The sequence below is a fragment of the Marinicauda salina genome (assembly GCF_003122085.1).
In the GTDB taxonomy this organism is placed as follows: Bacteria; Pseudomonadota; Alphaproteobacteria; order Caulobacterales; family Maricaulaceae; genus Maricicauda_A; species Maricicauda_A salina.
Genome location: NZ_QEXV01000003.1, coordinates 242,618 through 265,876 on the forward strand (window position 1 = coordinate 242,618; position 23,259 = coordinate 265,876).

The following is a 23,259-nucleotide window of genomic DNA, read 5'->3' on the forward strand; positions in this document are numbered from 1 at the left end:
GTCTAAAGATGCCGCTCGGGGTCCATCCTCATATGGAGAATACGCACGACTTCAATCGCCTGTCCGAGAGGGCGGTAGATCACCAGATGCGACTCCGCTCTCACCATCCGGTAGGTTGCGCGCACGCTTTCAAGGCTCCGCCCGCGCTCGGGAAATTCGAGCAGCGAGAGCAGGGTTTCGTTGAGCGTCCGCAGGTAGCGATCCGCCTGATCTTCTGACCATCGGTCCGCGGCGTAGCGCCAGATATCGGTCAGATCGCGCCGGGCGAGCGGACGAAGGCGCAGCTCAGGCACGCTTCGGGGCTTCGCCGCGCAGCTCTGTCAGGAATTCGTCCATGTCGAACGGTTCAGCCGGTCCGCTCTCCTCGCCTGCAAGAATCGCCGTGCGCAATTGCTCGCGCTCAAGGGCGCGCCGTTCGAGCAATCGCAACGAATCCCGCACGACCTCGCTCGCCGACGCGTAGCGTCCGCTCGCCACCTCGCGCTCGATAAACGCACCAAGCTCATCGCTGATGATGATCGAGGTATTCTTCATGGCGCTCATCATATACCAGTTTCTGGCAGGCTCGACCAGCGCCCGGCGTCCAGCGCCGCCGCCTCCATCGCTTGCCCTTTAAGCGCGCATCCTGTATCTCCCGCGCCTCCACGGGCTGCGGTCTTCGCAGGCGCAACCGGTTTCCCGCGTGGTGCGGGCCGGGCCATGCGAAGAGCCATCGCGGTCGGTCCGACCCTTCGGCCGATCCGCGCCGCAGCCGAACCAGAAGGGACCAGAGATGGCCTATTACGAGCACGTGTTCGTCGCGCGTCCCGACGTCGCGCCGGCGCAAGTCGAAAGCCTGCTCGAGGAGCTCAAGCAGCTCGTCGAGGAGAAGGGCGGCAAGGTCGGCAAGACCGAGTACTGGGGTCTGCGCACCCTCGCCTACCGCATCAAGAAGAACCGCAAGGGCCATTACGGCCTGATCGACATGGAGGCCGGGCCGGAAGCGCTCGACGCCCTCGACTATCGTCAGCGCTACGCCGACGACATCATGCGTCACATCACCGTCAGGGTCGAAGAGCTCAGCGAAGAGCCCTCCGCGATCCTGCGCAAGGGCGACGACAAGAAGCGCCGCGACCGCCGATAGGAGCCCGGAACCATGGCTGATCTCTCGATTTCGAACATCCCCGCGCGGCGCGCCTTCTCGCGCCGGCGCAAGGTGTGCCCGTTCTCGTCCGACGACGCGCCGAAGATCGACTACAAGGACGTCAAGCTGCTGCAGCGCTACCTCTCGGAGCGCGGCAAGATCGTGCCGTCGCGCATCACCGCGGTGTCGGCCAAGAAGCAGCGCGAACTCGCCCGCGCCATCAAGCGCGCCCGTTTCCTGGGCCTGCTGCCCTACGCGGTCGATTAAGGGAGGACGGAGCAATGGAAGTCGTTCTTCTCGAACGAGTCGACAAGCTCGGCGGCATCGGCGACGTCGTCACCGTGAAGCCGGGTTTCGCCCGCAACTTCCTGCTGCCGCAGGAAAAGGCGCTGCGCGCGACCAAGGCCAATCTCGAGCGCTTCGAACGCGAGCGGGAGGCGCTGGAGAAGCGCAACGCCGAACGCGCCGAAGCCGCGCGCAAGGAAAGCGAGCACCTGGACGGGGCGAGCTTCGTGCTGATCCGCCAGGCCTCCGAATCCGGCCAGCTCTACGGCTCGGTCTCCACGCGCGACATCGCCGAAACGGTCTCGACGGATGACTACAAGGTGACCCGCGACAAGGTCGACCTGAACAATCCGATCAAGACGCTGGGCCTGCACGAGATCCGTCTCGTGCTGCACCCCGACGTCGACGTCGCCGTGACGATCAACGTCGCGCGCACGCCCGACGAGGCCGAGCGCCAGGCCAAGGGCGAGGACGTCATCGCCTCGGCGGCCGAAGAGGACAAGGCGCTGGCCGAAGCCCAAGCCGCCCAGCTGTTCGAGGAAGGCGCCGAGCCCGAAGAACTCGCCGCCTCCGAGGGCGAGGAAGAGACCGAGGAAGGCGGCGAGGCCGAAACCGCCGAAGCCGCCGACGAGGACGCCGACAAGGCCTAGGCCGGGTCCGGCGCATATCGGTTCGACAAACGGGCGGCTCCTCGCGGGGCCGCCCGTTTTTCGTCGGCGGGAGGAAGGCGAGATATGACCGTGCGCGTGCGAGCCTATCGCCAGGACGACGCTCCGGCGCTGGCCCGCGTGCTGTTCGACGCGGTGCGCATCGGCGCGGCGGAGCATTACACCTACGCCCAGCGCGAAGCCTGGGCGCCGCAGCCGCCCGACCCGGCCGGCCTGGCCGCCCGCCTCTCCGAACAGACCTGCTTCGTCGCCGAGGATGCGCGCGGCGTCGCCGGGTTCGCCGCGTACGACGCGTCCGGCCATCTCGACCTGCTCCATGTCCGCCCCGACCTGCGCGGAACCGGAACAGCCGGCCTCCTGCATGACGCCGTCATCGACCACGCCCGCGCCGCCGGCCTGACGGCGCTCACCGTGGAGGCGAGCCATCCCGCGCGGCGATTTCTGGCGCGGCTCGGCTGGACGTTGATCGAAACGCAGACTGTCACGCGAAACGGCGTCGGACTGCAGAATCACCGGATGATTTTCATCATCGTCGGAGATGCGTGCGATGCCTGACGTCCGCGGCCGTCTGTGGAAAGACGGCGGAAAACTTCGACTTCAAACCCGGCCGCGTCTGGCCCTATACCCGAGCCCATGACCGCAGAGACCGCCGACCACCATCAGACCGACGAAGGTCACGCCCCGCCGCACAATATCGACGCGGAACAGGCGTTTCTCGGCGCGCTGCTGTACGAGAACGAGATCTATCACCGGGTCGCCGACTGGCTCAGGCCGGAGCATTTCTACGACCCCCTGCACGGGCGCATCTACGAGGCCGCGAGCCAGCTCATCACGCGCGGCTCGCTCGCCGACGCGGTCGTCCTGAAATCACGCTTCGAACGCGACGAGGGGCTCAAGGAGATCGGCGGGCCGATCTATCTCGTCGACCTCATGCGCGAGGCGCCCGAGCCCGCCAGCGCGCCGGAATACGCCCGCCTGGTCTACGACCTCGCCCTGCGCCGCGCGCTCATCTCGCTGGGCTCGGAAATCTCCAAGACCGCGACCGACGCCGAGACCGACACCCACGCCAACGCGCTGATCGAGCAGGCCGAACGCTCGCTGTTCCAGCTCGCCGAGAGCGGCACCGCGTCGAAGGGCTTCATGGCTTTCCACGAGGCGCTGGGCGAGTCCGTGGAGATGGCCGCGGCCGCCTACAAGCGCGGCGGCGGGCTGTCGGGCATCTCGTCGGGCCTCAACAGCCTGGACGCCAAGCTCGGCGGACTGCACCGCTCCGACCTGATCATCCTCGCCGGCCGGCCCTCGATGGGGAAATCCTCGCTCGCGCTCAACATCGCCTTCGCCGTGGCGCGCGCCCACCAGGCGGAGGAACTGCCCGACGGCACGCTGCGCACCGCCAATGGCGGCGTCGTGGGCTTCTTCTCGCTGGAGATGTCGGCCGAGCAGCTCGCCACGCGCCTGATCGCCGACTTCACCGGCATTCCCGGCTATCACATCCGCCAGGGCAAGATCGACGCGGCCCAGTACGAGGACATCCGCGAGGCGGTCGGCGAGATCCAGCACACGCCGCTCTTCATCGACGACACCGGCGGCCTGTCGATCGGCGCGCTGGCCGCCCGCGCCCGGCGTCTGAAGCGCACCCACGGCCTCGACGTCATCGTGGTGGACTATCTCCAGCTCATCACCTCGTCGAACACGCGCTCGGACAGCCGCGTCCAGGAGGTCTCGGAGATCACACAGGCGCTCAAGGCGCTGGCCAAGGAGCTCGACGTGCCGGTGATCGCGCTCTCCCAGCTCTCCCGCCAGGTCGAGCAGCGCGACGACAAGAAGCCCCAGCTCTCCGACCTGCGCGAGTCGGGCTCGATCGAGCAGGACGCCGATGTCGTCATGTTCGTCTATCGCGAGGCCTACTACCTCGAGCGCCAGGAGCCCAAGGAAGGCACCGAGGAGCACCTCAAGTGGGAAGACGAGATGCGCGAGATCCGCAAGCTCGCCGAGGTGATCATCGGCAAGCAGCGCCATGGCCCGATCGGCACGGTGAAGCTCGCCTTCGATCCGGAGCGCACCAAGTTCTCCGATCTCGAGCACCCCGGGCGGTACGATTAGCGCCGACTTCGCCTCCAGCGCCGCCGGATCGACGAGCGCGCCGCGCCTGATCATCGACCGGGACGCGCTGGCGCGTAACTACGCCCGCCTCGTCGAACGCGCCGCGCCCGCCCAGGTCGCCGCGGTGGTGAAGGCCGACGCCTACGGGCTCGGCGCCGCGGCGATCGCGCCGCGGCTGGCGCGCGAGGGCTGCCGGGCCTTCTTCGTCGCCACCGCCGAGGAAGGCGCGAACCTGCGCGCCGCCATCGGCCACCGCGAGGCCGAGATCTTCGTCTTCAACGGCTACATGCCCGGCGACGCGGCGCTCTATCCCGAGCATCGCCTCACCGCCATCCTCAACGATCCGGATCAGCTGGAGCTGTTCGCCGCGGAACAAACCGGTCCGTGCGCGATCCATGTCGACAGCGGCATCAACCGGCTCGGCTTCAGCACCGCGCAGGTCGAGGCGCTGGCCGCGCGCGCGGACCTGCTCGAGCGCCTCGATCTCCGGCTGGTTCTCAGCCACCTCGCCTGCGCCGACGAGCCCGATCACCCGATGAACCGCGAGCAGCTCTCGCGCTTCACCGCGGCAGCCGGGCGCCTGCCCGCGACGCGGCTCAGCCTCGCCAACACCGGCGGCGTGCTGCTCGGAGCCGACTATCACCTCGATATGGCGCGGCCCGGAATCGGCCTCTATGGCGGCAGCCCGTTCGCCGAGGCCGACCACCCGTTCGAGCCCGTCGTGCGGGTCGAAGCGCCGGTCCTGCAAGTGCGCGCGCTCGAGCCCGGCGACGCGGTCGGCTACGGCGCGACCTATGTCGCCGATCGGCAACGCAGCGCGGCGACGGTCGCGCTCGGCTACGCCGACGGCTTGCCTCGCGCCGTCGGAGGGTCAGGATACGGCCGGATCGCAGGGCGAAAGGCGCCCGTGCTGGGGCGTATATCGATGGACCTGACCGTGCTGGACGTGACCGGGCTCGAGGCCGACGCGGCTCCGGGAAGCCCCGCCGTTTTCCTCGGCGAGGACCTTGACGCCATCGCGCGGGCCGCCGGCACGATCGGCTACGAGCTGCTCACCCGGCTCGGCGCCCGGTTCCAGCGCGTCTACGAGGGAGCGGCGTGATGAACCCGGTCCAGGCTCTCGGCGCCGGCGCGATCTCGCTGCTCCGCAGCGCGGGACGCATCACGCTGTTCGCCGGCGAAGCGCTGGCCGCGGCCGCCCGGCCGCCCTGGTTCGCCGGCCAGTTCGCCGGCCAGGTGCTCAGGATCGGCTTTCTCTCCCTGCCCGTCGTCGGGCTGACCGCGCTGTTCACCGGCGCGGCGCTGGCGCTGAACATCTATACCGGCGGGGCGCGCTTCAACGCCGAGAGCTTCGTGCCCAACATCGTCGCCATCGGCATCGTGCGCGAGCTCGGCCCGGTGATCGCCGCGCTGATGCTCGCCGGGCGGGTTTCGTCGGGCATCGCCGCCGAGATCGGCGCCATGCGCGCGACCGAGCAGATCGACGCCCTGCACACGCTGTCGACCGACCCGATGCGCTACCTCATCGCCCCGCGCATCCTCGCCGGGCTGGTGACCCTGCCGCTGCTGGTGACGATCGCCGACATCATCGGCGTGTTCGGCGGCTATCTCGTCGCGGTGAACACGCTCGACTTCGACGGCACGGTCTATATCCGCAACACGGTGGATACGCTGGAACGCTGGGATTTCCTCTCGGGCCTGATCAAGGCCGCGGCGTTCGGATTCCTGCTCACGCTGATGGGCTGCTATCACGGCTTCCACGCCAAGGGCGGCGCCCAGGGCGTGGGCCGCGCCGCGACTCACGCCGTCGTGTCCGCGGCCGTGCTGATCTTCGCCGCCAACTTCCTGCTCACCTCGCTCTTCGTGTGACCGCGATGCCCGATCCCAAGGTCAAGATCGCCTGGAAGAAGGTCACCAAGCGCTTCGACGACAAGCTCGTGCTCGACGGGCTGAATCTCGAGGCGCACGAAGGCCGCTCGCTGGTGATCATCGGCGGCTCGGGCTCGGGCAAGTCGGTGACCATCAAGCTCGCGCTCGGCCTGCTCGCGCCGGACGCCGGCCGCGTCGAGATCGACGGGCGCAAGATCTCCTGCAATCGCGAGGACGATCCCGGCGTCTCCCAGATCGGCATGCTGTTCCAGTCGGGCGCGCTGTTCGACTCGCTCAATATCTGGCGCAACGTGGCCTTCCGCCTGCTCAACGCCGACCACATGAAGCCGAAGCTGGCGCGCGAGCGCGCCATCGAGGCGATGGAGCAGGTCGAGCTTTCGCCGTCGGTGGCCGAGCAGAACCCGAGCGAGCTGTCGGGCGGCATGCTCAAGCGCGTCGCGCTCGCCCGCGCGATCGTCACCAACCCGAAGATCCTGTTCTTCGACGAGCCGACGACCGGGCTCGATCCCGTCACCGCCGACGTGATCAACAAGCTCATCGTGCGCCAAGTGAAGAATCTCGGCGCCACGGCGGTGAGCATCACCCACGACATGGCCTCGATGCGCACGATCGCCGACGACGTCGCCATGATCCGCGACGGGAAAATCCTCTGGCGCGGCCCGCTCGAGGACGTGAACACCTGCGTCGAGCCGGAAGTCTGCCGCTTCGTCGAGGGCCGCAGCGACGGCGACTGATGCGCGCGCTGCGGCGCGCCGCCGTTCATGTTATGTTCGAGTGTTGATTCCCGAAGGATCGAGCGCGTGCCCCGTTCCGACACTGTCTTCGTCTGCCAGTCCTGCGGCGCGGTCCACGCCAAGTGGGCGGGCCGATGCGACGATTGCGGGGCGTGGAACACGCTCGCCGAGGAGACCCAGGACGCCGCACCGATGGGAACGGCGGCGAAGGCCAAGCCGCGCGCCCGCCGCTCGCGCATGGAGCTCGTCGATCTCGGCTCCGAGACCGACGACCCGCAGCGCTTCGAGACCGGCATCGCCGAGTTCGACCGGGTCGCCGGCGGCGGTCTCGTGCCCGGCTCGGCCGCGCTCGTCGGCGGCGATCCCGGCATCGGCAAGTCGACGCTGCTGCTACAGGGCGTGGCCCGGCTGGCCCAGTCCGGCGTGAAGACGGTCTATGTCTCGGGCGAGGAGGCCGCCGACCAGGTGCGCCGACGCGCCCGGCGGCTGGGGCTGGCCGACGCGCCGGTCGGCCTGGCCGCGGAAACCTCGCTCGAGGTCATCCTCGACGGCCTCAAGGCGGAGAAGCCCGACGTCGCGGTCATCGATTCGATCCAGACCCTGTGGTCGGACCAGCTCGCCGCCGCGCCGGGCACGGTCGCCCAGGTGCGCGCCTGCGCCCAGGAGCTCGTGCGCTTCGCCAAGAAGCGCAACACCGCGGTGATCCTCGTGGGCCACGTCACCAAGGACGGCCAGATCGCGGGCCCGCGGGTAGTCGAGCACATGGTCGACGCCGTGCTCTATTTCGAGGGCGAGCGCTCGCACCAGTTCCGCATCCTGCGCGCGGTGAAAAACCGCTTCGGGCCGACCGACGAGATCGGCGTGTTCGAGATGGCCGACGCCGGACTGCAGGAAGTGACCAATCCCTCCGCGCTCTTCCTCGACCAGCGCGGCGACGCGGCCTCCGGCGCGGCGGTGTTCGCCGGCATGGAGGGCACGCGCCCGGTTCTCACCGAGATCCAGGCGCTCGTCGCGCCTGCGGCGTTCGGCACGCCGCGGCGCGCCGTCGTGGGCTGGGATTCGGGCCGGCTCGCCATGGTGCTCGCCGTGCTCGAGGCCCGATGCGGCCTTGGCTTCGGCGGGCGTGACGTTTATTTGAACGTGGCCGGCGGGCTGAAAATCGCCGAGCCGGCGGCGGACCTGGCGGTGGCGGCGGCCTTGGTTTCATCTCACTTCGATACGCCTCTCCCCGCGGACGGGGTGGTGTTCGGCGAAATCGCGCTGTCGGGCGACGTGCGCCTGGTCGGGCGCAGCGACGCGCGCCTGAAGGAAGCCGCCAAGCTGGGATTCACGCAGGCGATCGCGCCGCCGGGCGCCGAGGCGGGCGGGCTCGCCGTCGCCGAGGTGGACACGGTGCGCGCGCTGGTGCGAAAGCTGGAGCCGGCCGCGGACTGACGCACGCCGGGTCGTCGGGAGGGGGACATGGACGCATCAATGGCCGGTTTCGATCTCTTCGCTCTGATCGTGCTCTTCATTTCGGGCGTGATGGCGCTGCTGCGCGGTTTCGTGCGCGAGGCGCTGACGGTGACCGCCTTCGTCGCCGCCGCGCTGGCGGCGCTGTGGACGCGGCCGGTGTTCGCCGGGCTGACGATGAGCATGGTGGACTCCGCCCTCGTCGCGAACCTGCTGGCGATGGGCGTGGTGTTCATCGTCATCTACCTCGCCGTCAGCTTCGTCACCGCCTCGCTGCAGAAGAACGTCAAGAAGGGCGAGGACGTGAACGTGCTCGACCGCACGCTCGGCTTCGTGTTCGGGCTTGTGCGCGGGCTGGTCCTGCTCGGCCTGCTGGTGCTCGTGTTCAAGAACACCATGCCCGGCGCCACGCCCGACTGGATGCGCGGGGCGCGCATCTACCCGCTCGCCAACGCCACCGCCACCATGCTGCAGGCCCTGGCGCCCGACGGCTCCTGGGCGCGCGAGGGCGCTGAAGGCGAACAGCAGGAAGACCTTGACGACGACCCGCTCGGACGCCTTATCGAGCGCTCCACGGAGAATCCGCGCCGATGACATTCCCCTCCCTCGCCTACGACCCGCATTCCGACCGTCCGCGCGAGGAATGCGGCGTTTTCGCCGTGCGCGGGCTCGACGAAGCCTCCGTGCTCGTCGCGTTCGGGCTGCACGCGCTGCAGCATCGCGGCCAGGAGGCCTGCGGCGTCACCAGCTATGACGGCGTGCGGTTCCACTCCGAGCGCCATCTCGGCCTCGTGGGCGAGCACTTCACCGATCCCGAGACGCTGCAGACGCTGAAGGGCCACATGGCCATCGGCCATGTGCGCTATTCGACCTCGGGCGGCACGGTGCTGCGCAACGTCCAGCCGCTCTACGCCGACGTGCGCGGGGGCGGCGTGGCGGTGGCGCACAACGGCAATCTCACGAATTCCCGCCAGCTGCGCGAAGAGCTCGTCTCGCGCGGGGCGATCTTCCAGTCGACCTCGGACACCGAGGTCATCATCCAGCTCGCCGCGCGCTCGCAGAAGACCAAGGCGGCCGATCGCCTGCTGGCCGCGCTGAAGCAGGTTGAAGGCGCCTTCGCCCTGGTGGCGCTGGCCAACGACAAGCTGATCGGCGCGCGCGACCCGCTCGGCATCCGCCCGCTGGTCATGGGCGAGCTCGACGGCGCGGTGATCTTCGCCAGCGAGACCTGCGCGCTCGACATGATCGGCGCGACCTTCCTGCGCGAGGTCGCCCCCGGCGAGGCCGTGATCGTCTCCGACGACGGGGTGGAGAGCCGCCGCTACGCCCCCGAGCAGCCCGCCCGACCCTGCGCCTTCGAGTACATCTATTTCGCGCGGCCCGATTCGGTGATCGACGGGCGCTCCGTCTACGAGACCCGCAAGCGGATGGGCGCGCGCCTTGCCCAGGAGGCGCCCGCCGACATCGACGTCGTCGTGCCGGTGCCGGACTCGGGCATGGCCAGCGCGCTCGGCTTCGCCGAGGAGATCGGCAAGCCGTTCGATCTGGGCATCATCCGCTCGCACTTTGTCGGGCGGACCTTCATCCAGCCGACCCAGGCCAAGCGCGATCTCGGCGTGCGCCGCAAGCACGCCGCCAACGCCGCGGTGCTCAAGGGCAAGCGCGTGCTGCTGATCGACGACTCGATCGTGCGCGGCACGACCTCGAGCAAGATCGTGCGCATGGTGCGCGAAGCCGGCGCGACCGAGGTGCATTTCCGCTCGGCCTGTCCGCCGATCACGCACCCGGACTTCTACGGCATCGACATGCCGATGCGCGAAGAGCTGCTCGCCGCGAGCCACGAGCCGGAACGCATGCGCGAGAAGCTCGAGGCCGACTCGCTCGGCTTCCTCTCCGTCGACGGGCTCTACTGGGCGGTGTGCGGCGAAGCCCGCAATGATCGCCAGCCGCAGCTCGCCGACCACTACTTCACCGGCGAATACCCGACGCGGCTCGTTGACCGCGATCGCGACTTCTTCGCCAAGGAACAGCAGCTCTCGCTTCTGGTCGACGCATGAGCAAGGACAAGCCGCTCGACGGCCGCGTCGCGCTGGTCACAGGCGCCTCGCGCGGCATCGGTTTCGCCGTGGCGAAAGCGCTGGCGGAAGCCGGCGCGCACGTCATCGCCACCGCGCGCACCCAGGGCGGGCTGGAGGAGCTCGACGACGCCATCCGCGCCGAGGGCGGCGCCTGCACGCTCGTCCCGATGGACCTCGCCGCGCCGGATTCGATCGAGAAGCTCGCCGAGATCGTCGCCGAGCGCTGGGGCCGGCTCGACATCCTCGTCTGCAACGCCGGGGTTCTGGGGACGATCACCCCGGCCCACCAGATCACGGCGAAGACCTGGAACGAGGTGATGGGGATCAACCTCATCGCCCCGGCGCGCTTCATTCGCGCCTTCGAGCCGCTGCTGAGAAAATCCGACGCCGGCCGCGCCGTGTTCACCACATCGGGCGCGGCGACCAACCGGCGCGCCTACTGGGCGGCCTATTCGGCGTCGAAGTCCGCGCTCGACGCGCTGGTCCAGTGCTGGGCCGGCGAGCTCGCCGAGAGCGATGTGCGCGCCAATCTCGTCGACCCCGGCCGCACGCGCACGAAGATGCGCGCGAAGGCCGCGCCGGGCGAGGATCCCATGACCCTGCCCCATCCCGACGAGATCGCGCCGGTCTTCGTGGGGCTCTGCCTGCCCTCGGAGACCCGCAACGGCGAGATCGTCGCCGCGCAGGGCTAGAGCCCGCCTCCATTCCATCGCAGTTGTCGCCTCGAGCCTCCCTCAGTAAGGTCACGTGGAGGGTTAACGGGGGGATTGGATGACTGCAGAGGCTGCGCCCACGGCGCCTGCCGCGCCCAACGCGTTCGAACGCGCGCTGGGAGCGCTCTTCATTCCCACCATGCTGTCGTCGGTCATCGCGTTCGTCGCGCTGCTGGACGAGCACTTCAATCTCGCGATCCGGCTTTCGATCCTGGTGAAGCTCCTGACCGACGCCTACGCGTGGGTCAGAAGCTGGCTGTTCGACCTCTTGCCGTTCGTGGTGCCGCCGCTCGTCCAGGATGCGCTGGTGATCGGCTCGCTGGTGTTCGTCGCGCTCAATCTCGAAAGCCTGCGCAGAACGCGTCGGCCTTGGGTGATCAGCCTCGTGCGGCACGCGATCACCTTCGCGCGCGACAAGAACGACGCCGAGAAGCGTTACTTCCAGAACCTGTACATTTACGCGATCGTGCCGGTAATTTCTTTTGTCATTGCATGCATTTATATCGCGACATCGGTGTCCGGCTCCATCGACATTCCGTTCCTGAACCGGCTGGAGGCCGACTCCCTCCTGTATCAGTCCGCCATCGCCGGCGGTTTATTCGTCGCGAGCGCCAGCATACTCATCGCGATCTTCTTCTCGATGGCGTTCCTGCTCGAGGATGTGAACTGCGTCGTCGACCCCAAGACCAAAGAAAAGGCGTGCGACGACCGGATCGACACGATCGATCCGCTGCCGCTTCGGATCATTTTCTACATCTATCTCGTGGTGGTGGCGCTGGGCGTCGTCGCGGCGGCCTTCATGACGGTGCTGATCTCGAGCATCATCACGTCCCTCTTCCGCTCGTGGCGATCGATCGGGCTGCTGGCGGGCGGTCTCTGCGCCCTGATCGGCCTGAACTTCCTGTTCCTGAACTATCTCGACCCGATCCTGCTGGATCCGCCGCCCGCGCTTCGGGACCTGATCAACGCCGATCTCTCGCGGCTCGTCGAAGACCGCTAGCGCCGCCGCCCCCGACCGCCGGACGCGTCGGCGTAGGGGTTCTTGCCAGCCTTCACGATCAGCCGGATGGGCACGCCCGGCAGGTCGAAGGCCTCGCGCAGGCCGTTGACGAGATAGCGCTTGTAGCTCTCCGGCAGGTGCGCCGCGCGCGTGCAGATGAGCACGAAGGTCGGCGGCCGCGCCTTGGTCTGGGCGATGTATTTCGGCCGGATCGGGCGGCCGTCGACGGCCGGCGGGGGATGGCGCTCGACCATCTCGCGCAGCCAGTCGTTGAGATCGGACGTCTTGACCTTGGCCGCCCAGTCGGCGTGCAGCGCCGCGACGGCGGGCATGATCCTGTCCAGCCCGCGGCCGGTCTTCGCCGAGACCGGCACGAGCGGCGCGCCCTTCACCTGCGGCAGCAGGCGCTCGAATTCCTCGCGCAGCTCGGCGAGCTTGGCCTGCTTGTCCTCGACCAGATCCCACTTCGAGATCAGCACGACCAGGCCGCGCCCCTCCTCGACGACGCGGTCGGCGATGGTGAGATCCTGCTTCTCGAACGGCCGCTCGGCGTCGACCAGCAGCAGCACGATCTCGGCGAAGCGGATGGCGCGCAGCGTGTCGGCGGCGCTCATCCGCTCGAGCCGGTCGGAAACCTTGCCCCGCTTCCTGAGCCCCGCCGTGTCGTGAAGACGAACCCGCCGGCCGTCCCATTCCCAGGCGACGGCGACGGCGTCGCGCGTAAGGCCGGGCTCGGGGCCGGTGATCAGGCGCTCCTCGCCGATCAGCGCGTTGACCAGCGTCGACTTGCCGACATTCGGCCGACCGACGACGGCGATGCGCAGCGGCGCGCCGTCCTCGTCCTCCTCTGCGCCGTCCTCTTCCGGCGCCGCGGTCTCGAGGCGGTCGCCCCCCTCCAGAGCCTCGCGCACGGCGGCGTAGAGATCGGCCATGCCCTCGCCATGGGCCGCCGAGATGGGCACCGGTTCGCCCAGTCCCAGCGACCACGCCTCGGTGACGCCCTCCTCGCCGCGCCGGCCCTCGCACTTGTTGACGGCGAGCACGACCGGCTTGTCGGCCCGGCGCAGCACCTCGGCGAAACGCTCGTCGAGCGCGGTCACGCCCTCGCGTCCGTCGATCAGGAGGATGCAGACATCGGCGTGGGCGAGCGCGGCCTCGGTCTGGGCGCGCATGCGCGCCTCGAGCCCCTCGCCCGCGTCCTCGTAGCCCGCCGTGTCGATGAGCCGAAGCTCGAGATCGCCGATCCGGCCCCGCGCCTCGCGACGATCGCGGGTGACGCCGGGCCGGTCGTCGACGATGGCCAGGGGCTTGCCGGCGAGCCGGTTGAACAGCGTCGACTTGCCCACATTGGGGCGGCCGACCACGGCCAGCGTGGGCGCCATGGCTTCAAGTCCTCTCCGCGCCTTCAGCGCAGCGCGATCAGACGCGCTTCGTCGGTCAGAAAATAGACCGTCTCACCGGCGATGATGGGCGCGATATAGACATTGTCGCCGAGATCGCGCGACCCGATCCGCTCGCCGGTCGCGGGATCGAGCATCATCATCGTGCCGCGCGAGTTCGCCAGCACGAGCCGCCCGCCGGCGAGAATCGGCCCGGCCCAGGCGATGCGGTGCTTCCGACGGTCCGCGTCGCGGAACGACGCCAGCTCGGTGATCCACCGCACCGCGCCGGTGTCGCGCTCCATGGCGACGACTTCGGCCTCGGTGGTGACGAAGAACAGGAAATCCCCGGCGACCCAGGGCGCATGCAGGCCGCCCGCCGGCTGGGACCAGATGCGCTCGCCGGTCCGGATGTCGAAGCCCGCCATCTGGCCGGAATGGCTCATGGCGAAGACCTGATCGTCGATGATCACCGGGCTCGCGGCGATGTCGTTGATCGTCGACATCGGGGTGAGGCCGCCCGCCCGCGTCAGCGAATCCGACCACAGCACGGTTCCGTTCTGCACGCGCAGGGCCACGATCTCGCCCGACGAGTACGGCGCGATCACCACTTCGCCGCGAACGGCGGGGCTCGCCGCGGTCAGCAGGCGCGCGGTTTCGGCGATGCCGCGATGGGTCCAGAGCACCTCGCCCCCGTCCGCGTCGAGCGCGAGCAGTTCATTGTCGTTGGTGCTCACGAAGACCCGGCCCTCCACCGCAGTGGGCGCCGAATGGAACGGCGTGAGCGCGCTCTGGCGCCACAGCTCCTCGCCGGTTTCGGCGTCGAGCGCGTAGAGCGTTTCGCCGCCCGCGTGGGCGATCAGGCGCCCGGCGTCGACGGCGAGTCCCCCGCCGAAGGTGAGGATGCGTTCGCCGCTGCCGATGAACGGGACCCATCCGCCGCCCTCGCGGTCCTCGCCGGTGATCAGCCGCCGGTTCCAGAGCTCCTCGCCGGTTTCGGCGTCGCGCGCGGTGACGCGCCCCGCCCCGTCGATGGCGTAAATGACGCCCTCGGCCAGAACCGGCCGCGCGGTGAGGCGGTGGTCGCGGCCCGAACCCGCGCCGATCCGCTGCCGCCAGAGCACGTCGAGATCGCCGGAGGCCTGGGTGTGCTGCATGGCGTGCGTGGCGTAGCCGTCAGGCTGCGGCCAGCGGTCGTTGACGTAGGCGCGCGGCACCGCGACCGGCGCGCCGAAGGACTCGCCCCGGTTCAGGCGCTCCTCGAACTCCATGATGGAGATGCGCTCGGACTCGGCCGGCGCGTTCGGGTCGTCCGTCTCCGGGCCGCCGAACGGATTGAGGTCCCGGATGCGCTCGCCCGCTCCGCAGCCGGCGAGGACCAGCGCCGACGCCGCAAGAAGCGCCAGCGCGATGCGATGGGCCAGTGTCACGCGTCACTCTCCTCGTCCGCCGCCGCGGTCCCGGCCGGCGCGTTCTGCTCGATATAGGCCAGCGCCTCGCGCGCCCGTCGCGATTGATTGGGCGAGCCGTCGAGCGCGAGGCTGAGCAATTCGTAGTGACTGCGCGCCTCTTCCCAGCGCGCCTCGCGCATGGCCGCAGCGCCGGCGAGTTCGCGCGCCAGCGGCCCGAACGCCGCATCGCCGCCCATGAGCGGTTCGAGGCGCAGCATCACGTCGTCATAGGACAGGTCGTCGAAGCCGGCGAGCACGCCGCGATACCGCGCGAGATCGCGCGTGAGCCGGTCGGGGGCGCGCTCGGCGGCCTGCTCGTAGAGCTGCGCGGCGCGGGCGGCGTCGCCCTGTTCCAGCGCGATGGCGGCGCCCTCCATGAGCGCGAGCGTGGCGTAGCCGCGCGGCCCCTCCTCGGCGAGGGTCGCGAAGGCCTCGTCGGCCGCGTCGAGCCGGCCGGCCTCGAACGCCTCCTGGCCTGCGATGAAGGCGTCGGACGCGCGCGACTGGACCCCGCCGCGCCAGAATTCGTAACCCTGATAGCCGGCCACGCCCGCCACGATCGCGGCGGCGGCTCCGGCGACCCAGGGACCCCAGCTGCGAAGAAGCTGCTGATACCGCTCGTGGCGCAGCTCTTCCTCGACCTCGTCGAATATGTCGACCAATGCGGCGCTCCGCCTCTCGACCAAAGAATGCGGCGGACCCTAGCCGCGTTGGAATCGCCCCGCAATACGCGCCTGCGGCGTCAGGACTTTTTGGCGCCGTAGACCTGATCCGGACCGGGGAAGGCCCGCGCGCGCACATCGTCGGCGTAGGCCTTGACCGCCTGCTCGGTGAGCGACTTCAGATCGCCGTAGCGCTTGACGAAGCGCGGCGTCCAGTCGAACTGGCCGAGCATGTCGTTGGTCACCAGGATTTGGCCGTCGCAGGCCGCCGATGCGCCGATGCCGATGGTCGGCGCGGAAACCTTTTCGGTGATCTCGGCGGCGAGGTCCTCGGCGACGCCCTCGATGACGAGGGCGAACGCCCCGGCCTCGTCGGCGGCGACCGCCTCGTCGAGTACGCGCGCGCGCTCGTCGGCCTTGCGGCCCTTGGCCTTGAATCCGCCTTCGACGAGGGCCGCCTGCGGGCGCAATCCGACATGGCCCATCACGGGCAGGCCGCGCTCGACCAGGAAGCGGACGGTCTCGCCGATATAGACCCCGCTCTCGACCTTCACCGCCTGGGCGCCCGTCTCGCGCAGAACGCGGGCGGCGTTGTCGAAGGCCTGCTCCTTCGAGCGTTCGTAGCTGGAGAACGGCATGTCGACGACCACCAGCGCGCGCTTCGAGCCGCGCATCACCGCCTGTCCGTGCAGGATCATCATCTCCAGCGTCACGGGAATGGTGTTGGGCAGGCCGTGAACGACCATGCCCAGCGAGTCCCCCACCAGCAGGACGTCGCAATGCGGGTCGAGCAGGCCCGCCGTCGGCGCGTCGTAGGCGGTCAGGCAGACGAGCGGATCGCCGCCCTTGCGCGCCCGGATCTCCGGCGGAGTCAGGCGTTTGACCGGGGTTTCGGACTGAGCGGACATGGACGGCCTCTCCCTGCTAGGCGGGCCGACCCTAGCTGTCTTCGCGCATGCAAAAAAGCCTTGTGCGCCGCAAGGTCAGGCGAAGCCGCGACGCGGAAGGACCCAGGCGAAGCCGAGCGCGATCGCGGCCATCGCGACGGTCACGATCGCCTCGGGCCCCATGAAACCCGCCAGTTCGCCCAGCAGCCCGCCCATCTGCTCGACGGGCGTGTCGAGGAGGCGCTCCAGCTGCGTGCCCGCCACGGCCGAACCGCTGGCGCCGGCGCCGCCGAGCAGCAGGAACCGCCGGCGTTCCGGCCGCGCGAGATGCGCGACGACGTCCTCGACGAACGCGGGGTCGTCCTCGGGCGGCGCGGCTTCGGCGAACATCGCCTGAAGCCGGGCGTCGAAGGGATCCTGCTCGATCTCGGTCACGCCGCCTTCTCCTTCTCCTCGAACCACGTCTTGAGCTTGTCTCGTCCGCGGTTCACATGGGACTTCACCGTGCCCAGGGGAATGCCGGTGACGTCAGCCGCCTCCGAGTGGCTCATGCCGCACGCGTAGCACATCACCACGCACGCCCTTTCGTCTTCCTTCAGCGTCGCCAGCGCCCGGTCGAGATCGACCTTGCCGCCGGCGTCGCGGGGCGCCTCGCTGGTCTCGGCGGGCTGTTCCTGGAACCGCTCCAGCGCCCGATCGGCGGCCTTGCGCTTGCGCGCCGACTGCAGGAACTCCGTGTAGGCGATCCGGCACAGCCACGCCTTGAAGCTTCCATCGCCCTTGAAGCCGTCGATCTTGTTGAAGGCGCGTATGAACGCGTCCTGGGCCAGATCGTCGGCGAGCGCGTGGTTTCGACACAGACGCATCATCATCGCCCTCACGAGGGACTGGTGACGGCGCACGAGTTCGCCGAAGGCGCGCGTGTCGCGCGCCGCCACCACCAGAGCGACAAGCTCCTCGTCGCTTGCAGCCAAGCCGCATCCCCCTGAGCGGGCGGCTCCGACCTAGTCGGATGAACCGCGCTTTTCACGGTTGAACCAACCGAACACTAGCAGAACCACGCCGATGAAGCCCGGAAAGGCGGCGACGCCGGCCATGATCGGCATCACCTCGGAGGCCTCCTCGGGCTCCACCGCGGCGATCGAGCCGCCCAGCACGAGCAGCGCCAGGGCGATCGCGATCATGATCGCGCCCGCCTTGAGGTCGCCGCCGCCCGTCTTCTTCGGCATGCCGAGCGCGCGGATCGTTTCGGGCGTGAGCTGCTGGCCCGAGCGCGCGGCTTCGCGCACGGTCTCGAGCACGTTCTGCCGGTTCTTCGATGCGAAATGCATGCTCACCCAGACGATGGCCACAACCATCAGAAACAGGGAGACCGGTACGACGATATCAGGACCCATCTTTGAGTTCCTCTCTTCGCATTGTCTGGACCAACCGTTCGGCGTCCTTGCGAATCCTAGATGCCCGGGGGCGCGGTTTCGGATGCAAACCCGACCACGGCCACGCCGAACAGCTGCATGTGGAACCAGGCCAGCGCCGCCGCCGCGCCGAGGCCGAGGACGATGGCGACGAAATCGGCGCCCCAGTTTCCGGAGTCCTCGAACTGGCCGCCGCGCGCGTAGGCCGTCACCAGCGTGAGCAGCGACCACGCGCCGAGCGCGCCGAACAGGATCAGCGAGGCGCGCTCGCCGTTCGCCAGGAAGTGGGCGACCGCCCAGAGGAAGATGCCCAGCGTCATCGGGTGCCGGATAAGGGAGCGGATATGCGTCGGCAGATAGGCCGCCACCACAAGCACCAGAGATATCGGCACGGCGACCAGCGCGAAGGACCGCGTCCACACCGGCGGGTTCCAGACCGTGGCCGACGGGTGGGCGAGGATGTGGCCGTACACGATCAGCGCCAGCCCGACGGCGCTCACGATCGAGTAGACGATGAAGAAACCCGTCTCGCCCAGCATCCGCGCGAATGCGCCGCGCAGGCCGAGCATGCGCAGCGAATGAATTCCGATGAACACGATCAGTCCGGTGACGAGTACGCCCAAGAGCCCCTCCCTTTACGGGCTGCAATCTAAGGCGACTCCCGGCCGCATGGCGACCGCTTTCCGGGCGGGTATTATGATTTCACTCCATCGTGTTGGAAAAACGCCTCTTGCCCGGCCTCGTCATCTTCCTCGTCCGCCACGCCTTGCTCGGCTTCGCGATCGGCGTCGTCTTCACCGGCGTGCTGCTGGCGTTCGACGTCGCGCGCCTGCGCTCGCTGATGCTCGGCTCGCCGTCGGGATGGCTGGGGGCGGGCCTGCTCGCCTTCTTCGTCGGCTCGACCTTCGCCGCCGCCCAGATGGGCATGGCGGTGATGCTGAGCGGGCGGGAGGACGACTGAGCGTCGCAGCGACTCCGCTCAGTCGCCCGCTCCCGGAGCGGGCGCCGGCGGCGGCCGCCGGAAGGCGAGCCGCATCTGCTTCTCGGTTTCGATCAGGACGAAGAACACCGCGCCCACGGCGACGATGAGCGCGCCGTCCGTCAGCGCCACCGCATGCGTGCCGAATATCGCCTGCATCGGCGGCAGATAGGTGATGGCGAACTGCGCCGCCGTGACGGCGACGACGCAGGCCCAGACCACCTTCGTCCCCTTCGCCGCCGACCAGGTCAGCGAGGCCCCGTAAATATTGCGAATGAAGAAGAGGTGGAAGATCTCCAGCACCACCAGCGTGTTCATCGCCATGGTCTGGGCGAGCGCCGGCGGATAGCCCCGGTCGATCGCGTAGAAATACATTCCGAACACCGCGACGAGGAACAGCGTCGCGACCATCACGACGTGCCAGACCAGCGCGCCGGTGAGCAGCGGCTGGCCGCGCGGGCGCGGCGGCCGGCGCATGACTCCGGGCTCGGACGGTTCGAAGGCGAGCGCCAGGCCCAGCGTCACCGCCGTGACGAGATTGATCCACAGGATCTGAACCGCCGTGATGGGCAGGGCCATCCCGGCGAACAGCGCGACCATGATCGTCGCGGCCTCGCCCGCATTGGTCGGCAGCGTCCAGCTGATCACCTTCTTGATATTGTCGTAGACGGTGCGTCCCTCGCGCACCGCCGAGGCGATGGAGGCGAAATTGTCGTCGGCGAGCACGAGCTCGGCGGCCTCCTTGGCGGCCTCGCTGCCCTTGCGGCCCATGGCGATCCCGGCGTCGGCGCGCTTGAGCGCGGGGGCGTCGTTCACTCCGTCCCCGGTCATCGCGACCGTCAGGCCGCGGGCCTGCAGGGAGGTGACCAGACGCAGCTTGTGGGCGGGCGACGTGCGGGCGAAGACGTCCGTCTCGACCACGGCCAGGGCGAGCGCGGCATCGTCCATCGACTCGATCTCGGCCCCGGTCAGGATTCGGGACGTGTTCCTCAACCCGATCATGCCGGCGATGGCGCGGGCCGTGGCGGCGTGGTCGCCCGTGACCATCTTCACGCTTATGCCCGCCGCGTGACATTCGGCGACGGCTTCGATCGCTTCGGGCCGCGGCGGATCGATCAGCCCGACGAGGCCGATCAGCGTGAGCCGCCCTTCGAGATCGGCGGGCGTCAGCGCCGTCTGATCCTGCGGCGCGGCGCGGACGGCGACGGCGATCACGCGCTGCCCCCCGGCGGCCAATGTCTCGACCTGGTCGCGCCAGTGGTCCCCGTCGAGCGCCTCGACATCTCCGCCGGCCGCGCGCTGATCGGCGCACATCCCCAGCACCGCTTCCGGCGCGCCCTTGACGTGGATGCAGGCCTGGCCGTCCCCGTCGGCATGGAGCGTCGCCATGTAGCGGTGAGCCGCGTCGAAGGGGATCGCGTCGACGCGGCGCCACTCCGAAAACGGCGCGGCCCCGGCGCCGGTGATCTTTCCGGCGAGCGCCATCAGCGCGCCCTCCATCGGATCGCCCTCGACGCGCCAGCCGTCATGCGCCTCGTGCAGCGCCGCGTCATTGCAAAGCCCCGCCGCGCGGGCGAACTCCATCAGCACCGCGTGCTCGCCGGGATCGGCGTCGGCCTCGCGCCAGCGCACCGCGCCTTCGGGCGCATAGCCCTCCCCGCCCACCGAATAGACGCGCTCCGCCGCGGCGAGGCTCGCGGCCATCATCTCGTTGCGCGTGAGCGTGCCCGTCTTGTCGGTGCAGATGACGGACACCGACCCCAGCGTCTCGATCGCGGGCAGCCGGCGGACGATGGCGTTGCACCGCGCCATGGCCTGAACGCCGACCGCCAGCGTGATCGTCAGCACCGCCGGCAGGCCTTCCGGGATCGCCGCCACCGCCAGACCGACCACCGCCATGAAGAGTTCCGAGAACGGAAGATGGCCGACGAAATACCCGTAGGTCAGCAGCGCCCCGGCGACGATCAGGATGAAGACGGTCAGCCATCGGGCGAAGCGGTCCATCTGCGCGACCAGCGGCGTGGTCAGGACCTGAACTTCCGACAGCATCCCGCTGATCCGCCCGATCTGGGTGGACCCGCCGGTCGCCGCGACCACGCCGCGTCCCGTCCCCGCCGCGACGAGCGTGCCCGAGAACAGCACCGAGGCGCGATCGCCGAGCGCGGCGTCTTCGGCGACCGGCGCGACCGCCTTGTCCACGGGCGCCGACTCGCCGGTGAGGATCGCCTCCTGGACCCTCAGCCCGCGCGCCTCAAGCAGGCGCAGATCGGCGGGGACGCGATCGCCGGCCTCCACCAGCACGACATCCCCCGGCGCCAGCTCGGCGGCGTCGACGGTGCGGCGGCGGCCGTCGCGCAGCACCGCCGAGCGCGGCGCGAGCATGCCGCGGATCGCCTCCATCGCCTGTTCGGCCCGGCCCTCCTGGACGAAGCCGATAACGGCGTTGACCAGGACCACCGCGAGGATCACCCCGGTGTCGACCCAGTGGCCGAGCGCCGCGGTGACCGCAGCCGACGCGATCAGCACGTAGATCAGCACGTGATGGAAATGCGCGAGGAAGCGCAGGACCACGCTGCGCCTCGGCGGTTCGGGCAACCGGTTCGGCCCGTGCTCGGCGAGACGCCGGGCGGCTTCCTCCGAGCTCAGCCCTTCCCGCGCGGACTCGAGCGCGCGCAGCGCGTCCTCATCGGACAGCGCGTGGAAGGCGGCGGCGTCGGGCTCGCCCGGCATCGGCTTGAAATCAACCTCTCAAGGATCGGTGCGCATCCCCTCGGGGGAGCGATGCGACGCCGGCGATTCTCGCCGCGCCCGCATCCGACGCCATGAGATAAGTCGTCGCGGATACTCCGACGCCAGAGCCCCCTACTCCCACTCGATGGTCCCCGGCGGCTTGGACGTCACGTCGTAGACGACGCGGTTGACGCCGCGCACCGCGTTGATGATGCGCGTCGCCGTGCGCCCCAGGAAGTCGTGGTCGAAGGGGAAGTAGTCGGCCGTCATGCCGTCGACGCTGGTCACCGCGCGCAGCGCCAGCACGTGGTCGTAGGTGCGCGTATCCCCCATCACGCCCACGGTCTGGACGGGCAGCAGCACGCAGAAGGCCTGCCAGATCGAGTCGTAGAGCCCGGCGTTGCGGATCTCCTCGATATAGATCCGGTCGGCGTGGCGCAGCGTGTCGGCCTTGTCCTTGGTGACCGCGCCGGGAATGCGGATCGCCAGGCCCGGGCCCGGGAAGGGATGGCGGCCGACGAAGCTCTCGGGCAGGCCGAGTTCGCGGCCGAGATCGCGCACCTCGTCCTTGAACAGCTCGCGCAGCGGCTCGACGAGATTCATGTTCATGCGCTCGGGCAGCCCGCCGACATTGTGGTGCGACTTGATCGTCACGCTCGGCCCGCCGGCGAAGCTGACGCTCTCGATGACGTCGGGGTAGAGCGTGCCCTGGGCGAGGAAATCCGCGCCGCCGGCGGCCTTGGCCTTCTCCTCGAACACGTCGATGAAAAGCCCGCCGATGATCTTGCGCTTCTTCTCGGGATCGTCGACGCCGGCGAGCGCGGTGAGGAAGCGGTCTTCCTCGTCGGCGGCGACGAGCGGGATGTTGTAGTGCTCGCGGAACAGCGAGACGACCTGTTCCGCCTCGCCCTCGCGCATCAGCCCGGTGTCGACGAAGACGCAGGTGAGCTGGTCGCCGATCGCCTCGTGGATGAGCACCGCGGCGACCGAGGAATCCACCCCGCCCGACAGCCCGCAGATGACGCGGCCGTCGCCGACCTGGTCGCGGATCTTGGCGATCGCCTCGTCCTTGAAGGCGGCCATCGTCCAATCGCCCTTCAGCCCGGCGATCCGGTGAGTGAAGTTCCTGAGGATCACCGCACCGCGCGGCGTATTCATGACCTCGGGGTGGAACTGGACGCCGTAGAAGCGCCGGCCCTCGTCGGCGATGGCTGCGAAGGGGGCGTGGCGCGTCGCGGCGATCGGGTGGAAGCCTTGGGGAAGCGCGTTCACGCGGTCGCCGTGGGACATCCACACGCGCTCCTCGTGACCCACGCCGCCGACGCCGTCGAAGAGCGGGCTCTCGGCGACGATCTCGATGTCGGCGCGGCCGAACTCGCGCTCGATCGCCGGCTCCACCGAGCCGCCGAGCTGGGCGACCATGGTCTGCTCGCCATAGCAGATGCCAAGCACGGGGACGCCTATCTCGAAGACGCGCTGCGGCGCGCGCGGCGTGCCCTCGCCGTGGACGCTCGCCGGACCGCCCGACAGGATCACCGCGGCCGGGCCGAATTCCGCGAGGAAGTCCTCGTCGACATTGTTGAACGGGTGGATCTCGCAATAGACCCCGCTCTCGCGGAGCCGGCGGGCGATGAGCTGGGTGACCTGGCTGCCGAAGTCGATCACCAGCACGCGTTCGTGGTGTTTGTGGATGTCCGTCGTCATGGCGCG

The 23,259-nt window shown here is 69.4% G+C and carries 26 protein-coding genes; 14 read left to right on the forward strand and 12 right to left on the reverse strand.

The window, feature by feature from the left end:
• Positions 1-2 precede the first annotated feature (2 nt).
• Together DDZ18_RS06620 and DDZ18_RS06625 are read right to left on the reverse strand one after the other, a co-directional pair.
• Positions 3-293, reverse strand: coding sequence for a type II toxin-antitoxin system RelE/ParE family toxin (locus tag DDZ18_RS06620; protein WP_109252584.1), 291 nt, complete (start codon positions 291-293; stop codon positions 3-5).
• A complete protein-coding gene (locus DDZ18_RS06625) occupies positions 286-546 on the reverse strand; it encodes a type II toxin-antitoxin system ParD family antitoxin (protein WP_109252585.1) in 261 nt (86 codons plus the stop codon). The genes DDZ18_RS06620 and DDZ18_RS06625 overlap by 8 nt, the downstream gene beginning before the upstream one ends.
• Positions 547-772: 226 nt before the next feature.
• Here DDZ18_RS06625 and rpsF point away from each other — a divergent pair, with 226 nt between their 5' ends.
• The 13 genes from rpsF to DDZ18_RS06690 all read left to right on the forward strand — a co-directional run bounded on the left by rpsF (position 773) and on the right by DDZ18_RS06690 (position 12,046).
• The gene (gene rpsF, locus DDZ18_RS06630; protein ID WP_109252586.1) at positions 773-1,123 is read left to right on the forward strand and encodes a 30S ribosomal protein S6; all 351 of its coding nucleotides are present in this window, start codon (positions 773-775) and stop codon (positions 1,121-1,123) included.
• A gap of 12 nt (positions 1,124-1,135) precedes the next feature.
• Positions 1,136-1,390: a 30S ribosomal protein S18 gene (gene rpsR / locus DDZ18_RS06635; RefSeq protein WP_109252587.1), complete on the forward strand. Its 255-nt coding sequence runs from the start codon at positions 1,136-1,138 to the stop codon at positions 1,388-1,390.
• Between the two features lie 14 nt (positions 1,391-1,404).
• The gene (gene rplI / locus DDZ18_RS06640; RefSeq protein ID WP_109252588.1) at positions 1,405-2,058 is read left to right on the forward strand and encodes a 50S ribosomal protein L9; all 654 of its coding nucleotides are present in this window, start codon (positions 1,405-1,407) and stop codon (positions 2,056-2,058) included.
• An 84-nt stretch (positions 2,059-2,142) separates the two neighbouring features.
• The gene (locus DDZ18_RS06645) at positions 2,143-2,631 is read left to right on the forward strand and encodes a GNAT family N-acetyltransferase (protein WP_109252589.1); all 489 of its coding nucleotides are present in this window, start codon (positions 2,143-2,145) and stop codon (positions 2,629-2,631) included.
• 78 nt (positions 2,632-2,709) lie between these two features.
• Positions 2,710-4,179 (forward strand): replicative DNA helicase, encoded by a 1,470-nt coding sequence (locus DDZ18_RS06650; RefSeq protein ID WP_109252590.1) that lies wholly within the window; start codon positions 2,710-2,712, stop codon positions 4,177-4,179.
• 52 nt (positions 4,180-4,231) lie between these two features.
• The gene (gene alr / locus DDZ18_RS06655) at positions 4,232-5,281 is read left to right on the forward strand and encodes an alanine racemase (protein ID WP_269845070.1); all 1,050 of its coding nucleotides are present in this window, start codon (positions 4,232-4,234) and stop codon (positions 5,279-5,281) included.
• Positions 5,281-6,048: an MlaE family ABC transporter permease gene (locus tag DDZ18_RS06660; RefSeq protein WP_109252592.1), complete on the forward strand. Its 768-nt coding sequence runs from the start codon at positions 5,281-5,283 to the stop codon at positions 6,046-6,048. The genes alr and DDZ18_RS06660 overlap by 1 nt, the downstream gene beginning before the upstream one ends.
• Before the next feature lie 5 nt (positions 6,049-6,053).
• On the forward strand, positions 6,054-6,803 hold the full coding sequence (locus tag DDZ18_RS06665; RefSeq protein ID WP_109253077.1) for an ABC transporter ATP-binding protein: 750 nt from the start codon (positions 6,054-6,056) through the stop codon (positions 6,801-6,803).
• 66 nt (positions 6,804-6,869) lie between these two features.
• Entirely contained in the window at positions 6,870-8,237 is a 1,368-nt protein-coding gene (gene radA, locus DDZ18_RS06670) for a DNA repair protein RadA (RefSeq protein ID WP_109252593.1), read from the forward strand.
• A gap of 27 nt (positions 8,238-8,264) precedes the next feature.
• Positions 8,265-8,849 (forward strand): CvpA family protein, encoded by a 585-nt coding sequence (locus tag DDZ18_RS06675; protein WP_109252594.1) that lies wholly within the window; start codon positions 8,265-8,267, stop codon positions 8,847-8,849.
• Positions 8,846-10,312: an amidophosphoribosyltransferase gene (gene purF / locus DDZ18_RS06680; protein ID WP_109252595.1), complete on the forward strand. Its 1,467-nt coding sequence runs from the start codon at positions 8,846-8,848 to the stop codon at positions 10,310-10,312. The genes DDZ18_RS06675 and purF overlap by 4 nt, the downstream gene beginning before the upstream one ends.
• Positions 10,309-11,025, forward strand: a complete 717-nt coding sequence (locus tag DDZ18_RS06685) for an SDR family NAD(P)-dependent oxidoreductase (protein WP_109252596.1) — start codon at positions 10,309-10,311, stop codon at positions 11,023-11,025. The genes purF and DDZ18_RS06685 overlap by 4 nt, the downstream gene beginning before the upstream one ends.
• A gap of 79 nt (positions 11,026-11,104) precedes the next feature.
• Positions 11,105-12,046, forward strand: a complete 942-nt coding sequence (locus DDZ18_RS06690; RefSeq protein WP_146190620.1) for a hypothetical protein — start codon at positions 11,105-11,107, stop codon at positions 12,044-12,046.
• Here the strand turns inward: DDZ18_RS06690 and der are convergent.
• From der to DDZ18_RS06730, 8 genes are all read right to left on the reverse strand, one after another.
• On the reverse strand, positions 12,043-13,428 hold the full coding sequence (der, locus tag DDZ18_RS06695) for a ribosome biogenesis GTPase Der (RefSeq protein WP_109252598.1): 1,386 nt from the start codon (positions 13,426-13,428) through the stop codon (positions 12,043-12,045). The two genes, DDZ18_RS06690 and der, sit on opposite strands and share 4 nt — an antisense overlap.
• Positions 13,429-13,451: 23 nt before the next feature.
• The gene (locus DDZ18_RS06700) at positions 13,452-14,855 is read right to left on the reverse strand and encodes an outer membrane protein assembly factor BamB family protein (protein ID WP_109252599.1); all 1,404 of its coding nucleotides are present in this window, start codon (positions 14,853-14,855) and stop codon (positions 13,452-13,454) included.
• Complete coding sequence (locus DDZ18_RS06705; RefSeq protein WP_158272088.1) at positions 14,852-15,538, reverse strand: tetratricopeptide repeat protein; 687 nt, start codon at positions 15,536-15,538, stop codon at positions 14,852-14,854. Before DDZ18_RS06705 ends, DDZ18_RS06700 begins: the two co-directional genes overlap by 4 nt.
• A gap of 80 nt (positions 15,539-15,618) precedes the next feature.
• The gene (panB, locus tag DDZ18_RS06710; RefSeq protein WP_109252601.1) at positions 15,619-16,446 is read right to left on the reverse strand and encodes a 3-methyl-2-oxobutanoate hydroxymethyltransferase; all 828 of its coding nucleotides are present in this window, start codon (positions 16,444-16,446) and stop codon (positions 15,619-15,621) included.
• Between the two features lie 75 nt (positions 16,447-16,521).
• On the reverse strand, positions 16,522-16,860 hold the full coding sequence (locus DDZ18_RS06715) for a hypothetical protein (RefSeq protein WP_109252602.1): 339 nt from the start codon (positions 16,858-16,860) through the stop codon (positions 16,522-16,524).
• Positions 16,857-17,399 (reverse strand): RNA polymerase sigma factor, encoded by a 543-nt coding sequence (locus tag DDZ18_RS06720; protein ID WP_109252603.1) that lies wholly within the window; start codon positions 17,397-17,399, stop codon positions 16,857-16,859. The genes DDZ18_RS06715 and DDZ18_RS06720 overlap by 4 nt, the downstream gene beginning before the upstream one ends.
• Before the next feature lie 30 nt (positions 17,400-17,429).
• Positions 17,430-17,822 carry a DUF6249 domain-containing protein gene (locus DDZ18_RS06725; RefSeq protein ID WP_109252604.1) on the reverse strand — a complete coding sequence of 131 codons (393 nt, stop codon included), beginning with the start codon at positions 17,820-17,822 and terminating at the stop codon, positions 17,430-17,432.
• A gap of 56 nt (positions 17,823-17,878) precedes the next feature.
• Positions 17,879-18,463 (reverse strand): NnrU family protein, encoded by a 585-nt coding sequence (locus DDZ18_RS06730; protein WP_109252605.1) that lies wholly within the window; start codon positions 18,461-18,463, stop codon positions 17,879-17,881.
• A 107-nt stretch (positions 18,464-18,570) separates the two neighbouring features.
• Here DDZ18_RS06730 and DDZ18_RS06735 point away from each other — a divergent pair, with 107 nt between their 5' ends.
• The gene (locus DDZ18_RS06735; protein ID WP_109252606.1) at positions 18,571-18,801 is read left to right on the forward strand and encodes a hypothetical protein; all 231 of its coding nucleotides are present in this window, start codon (positions 18,571-18,573) and stop codon (positions 18,799-18,801) included.
• Positions 18,802-18,819: 18 nt separating this feature from the next.
• On the opposite strand, the gene DDZ18_RS06740 is transcribed toward DDZ18_RS06735, so the two are convergent.
• Positions 18,820-21,549 (reverse strand): cation-transporting P-type ATPase, encoded by a 2,730-nt coding sequence (locus DDZ18_RS06740; protein WP_109252607.1) that lies wholly within the window; start codon positions 21,547-21,549, stop codon positions 18,820-18,822.
• A 132-nt stretch (positions 21,550-21,681) separates the two neighbouring features.
• Positions 21,682-23,253, reverse strand: coding sequence for a glutamine-hydrolyzing GMP synthase (gene guaA / locus DDZ18_RS06745; protein WP_109252608.1), 1,572 nt, complete (start codon positions 23,251-23,253; stop codon positions 21,682-21,684).
• Positions 23,254-23,259 lie beyond the last annotated feature (6 nt).

What these genes read in the sequence shown, in the direction of transcription:
- DDZ18_RS06625 (WP_109252585.1), bottom strand. Translation starts at nt 546, where the DNA reads ATGATGAGCGCCATGAAGAATACCTCGATCATCATCAGCGATGAGCTT.
- rpsF (WP_109252586.1), top strand. Translation starts at nt 773, where the DNA reads ATGGCCTATTACGAGCACGTGTTCGTCGCGCGTCCCGACGTCGCGCCG.
- rpsR (WP_109252587.1), top strand. Translation starts at nt 1,136, where the DNA reads ATGGCTGATCTCTCGATTTCGAACATCCCCGCGCGGCGCGCCTTCTCG.
- rplI (WP_109252588.1), top strand. Translation starts at nt 1,405, where the DNA reads ATGGAAGTCGTTCTTCTCGAACGAGTCGACAAGCTCGGCGGCATCGGC.
- DDZ18_RS06645 (WP_109252589.1), top strand. Translation starts at nt 2,143, where the DNA reads ATGACCGTGCGCGTGCGAGCCTATCGCCAGGACGACGCTCCGGCGCTG.
- DDZ18_RS06650 (WP_109252590.1), top strand. Translation starts at nt 2,710, where the DNA reads ATGACCGCAGAGACCGCCGACCACCATCAGACCGACGAAGGTCACGCC.
- DDZ18_RS06660 (WP_109252592.1), top strand. Translation starts at nt 5,281, where the DNA reads ATGAACCCGGTCCAGGCTCTCGGCGCCGGCGCGATCTCGCTGCTCCGC.
- DDZ18_RS06665 (WP_109253077.1), top strand. Translation starts at nt 6,054, where the DNA reads ATGCCCGATCCCAAGGTCAAGATCGCCTGGAAGAAGGTCACCAAGCGC.
- DDZ18_RS06675 (WP_109252594.1), top strand. Translation starts at nt 8,265, where the DNA reads ATGGACGCATCAATGGCCGGTTTCGATCTCTTCGCTCTGATCGTGCTC.
- purF (WP_109252595.1), top strand. Translation starts at nt 8,846, where the DNA reads ATGACATTCCCCTCCCTCGCCTACGACCCGCATTCCGACCGTCCGCGC.
- DDZ18_RS06685 (WP_109252596.1), top strand. Translation starts at nt 10,309, where the DNA reads ATGAGCAAGGACAAGCCGCTCGACGGCCGCGTCGCGCTGGTCACAGGC.
- DDZ18_RS06690 (WP_146190620.1), top strand. Translation starts at nt 11,105, where the DNA reads ATGACTGCAGAGGCTGCGCCCACGGCGCCTGCCGCGCCCAACGCGTTC.
- der (WP_109252598.1), bottom strand. Translation starts at nt 13,428, where the DNA reads ATGGCGCCCACGCTGGCCGTGGTCGGCCGCCCCAATGTGGGCAAGTCG.
- panB (WP_109252601.1), bottom strand. Translation starts at nt 16,446, where the DNA reads ATGTCCGCTCAGTCCGAAACCCCGGTCAAACGCCTGACTCCGCCGGAG.
- DDZ18_RS06725 (WP_109252604.1), bottom strand. Translation starts at nt 17,822, where the DNA reads ATGGGTCCTGATATCGTCGTACCGGTCTCCCTGTTTCTGATGGTTGTG.
- DDZ18_RS06740 (WP_109252607.1), bottom strand. Translation starts at nt 21,549, where the DNA reads ATGCCGGGCGAGCCCGACGCCGCCGCCTTCCACGCGCTGTCCGATGAG.
- guaA (WP_109252608.1), bottom strand. Translation starts at nt 23,253, where the DNA reads ATGACGACGGACATCCACAAACACCACGAACGCGTGCTGGTGATCGAC.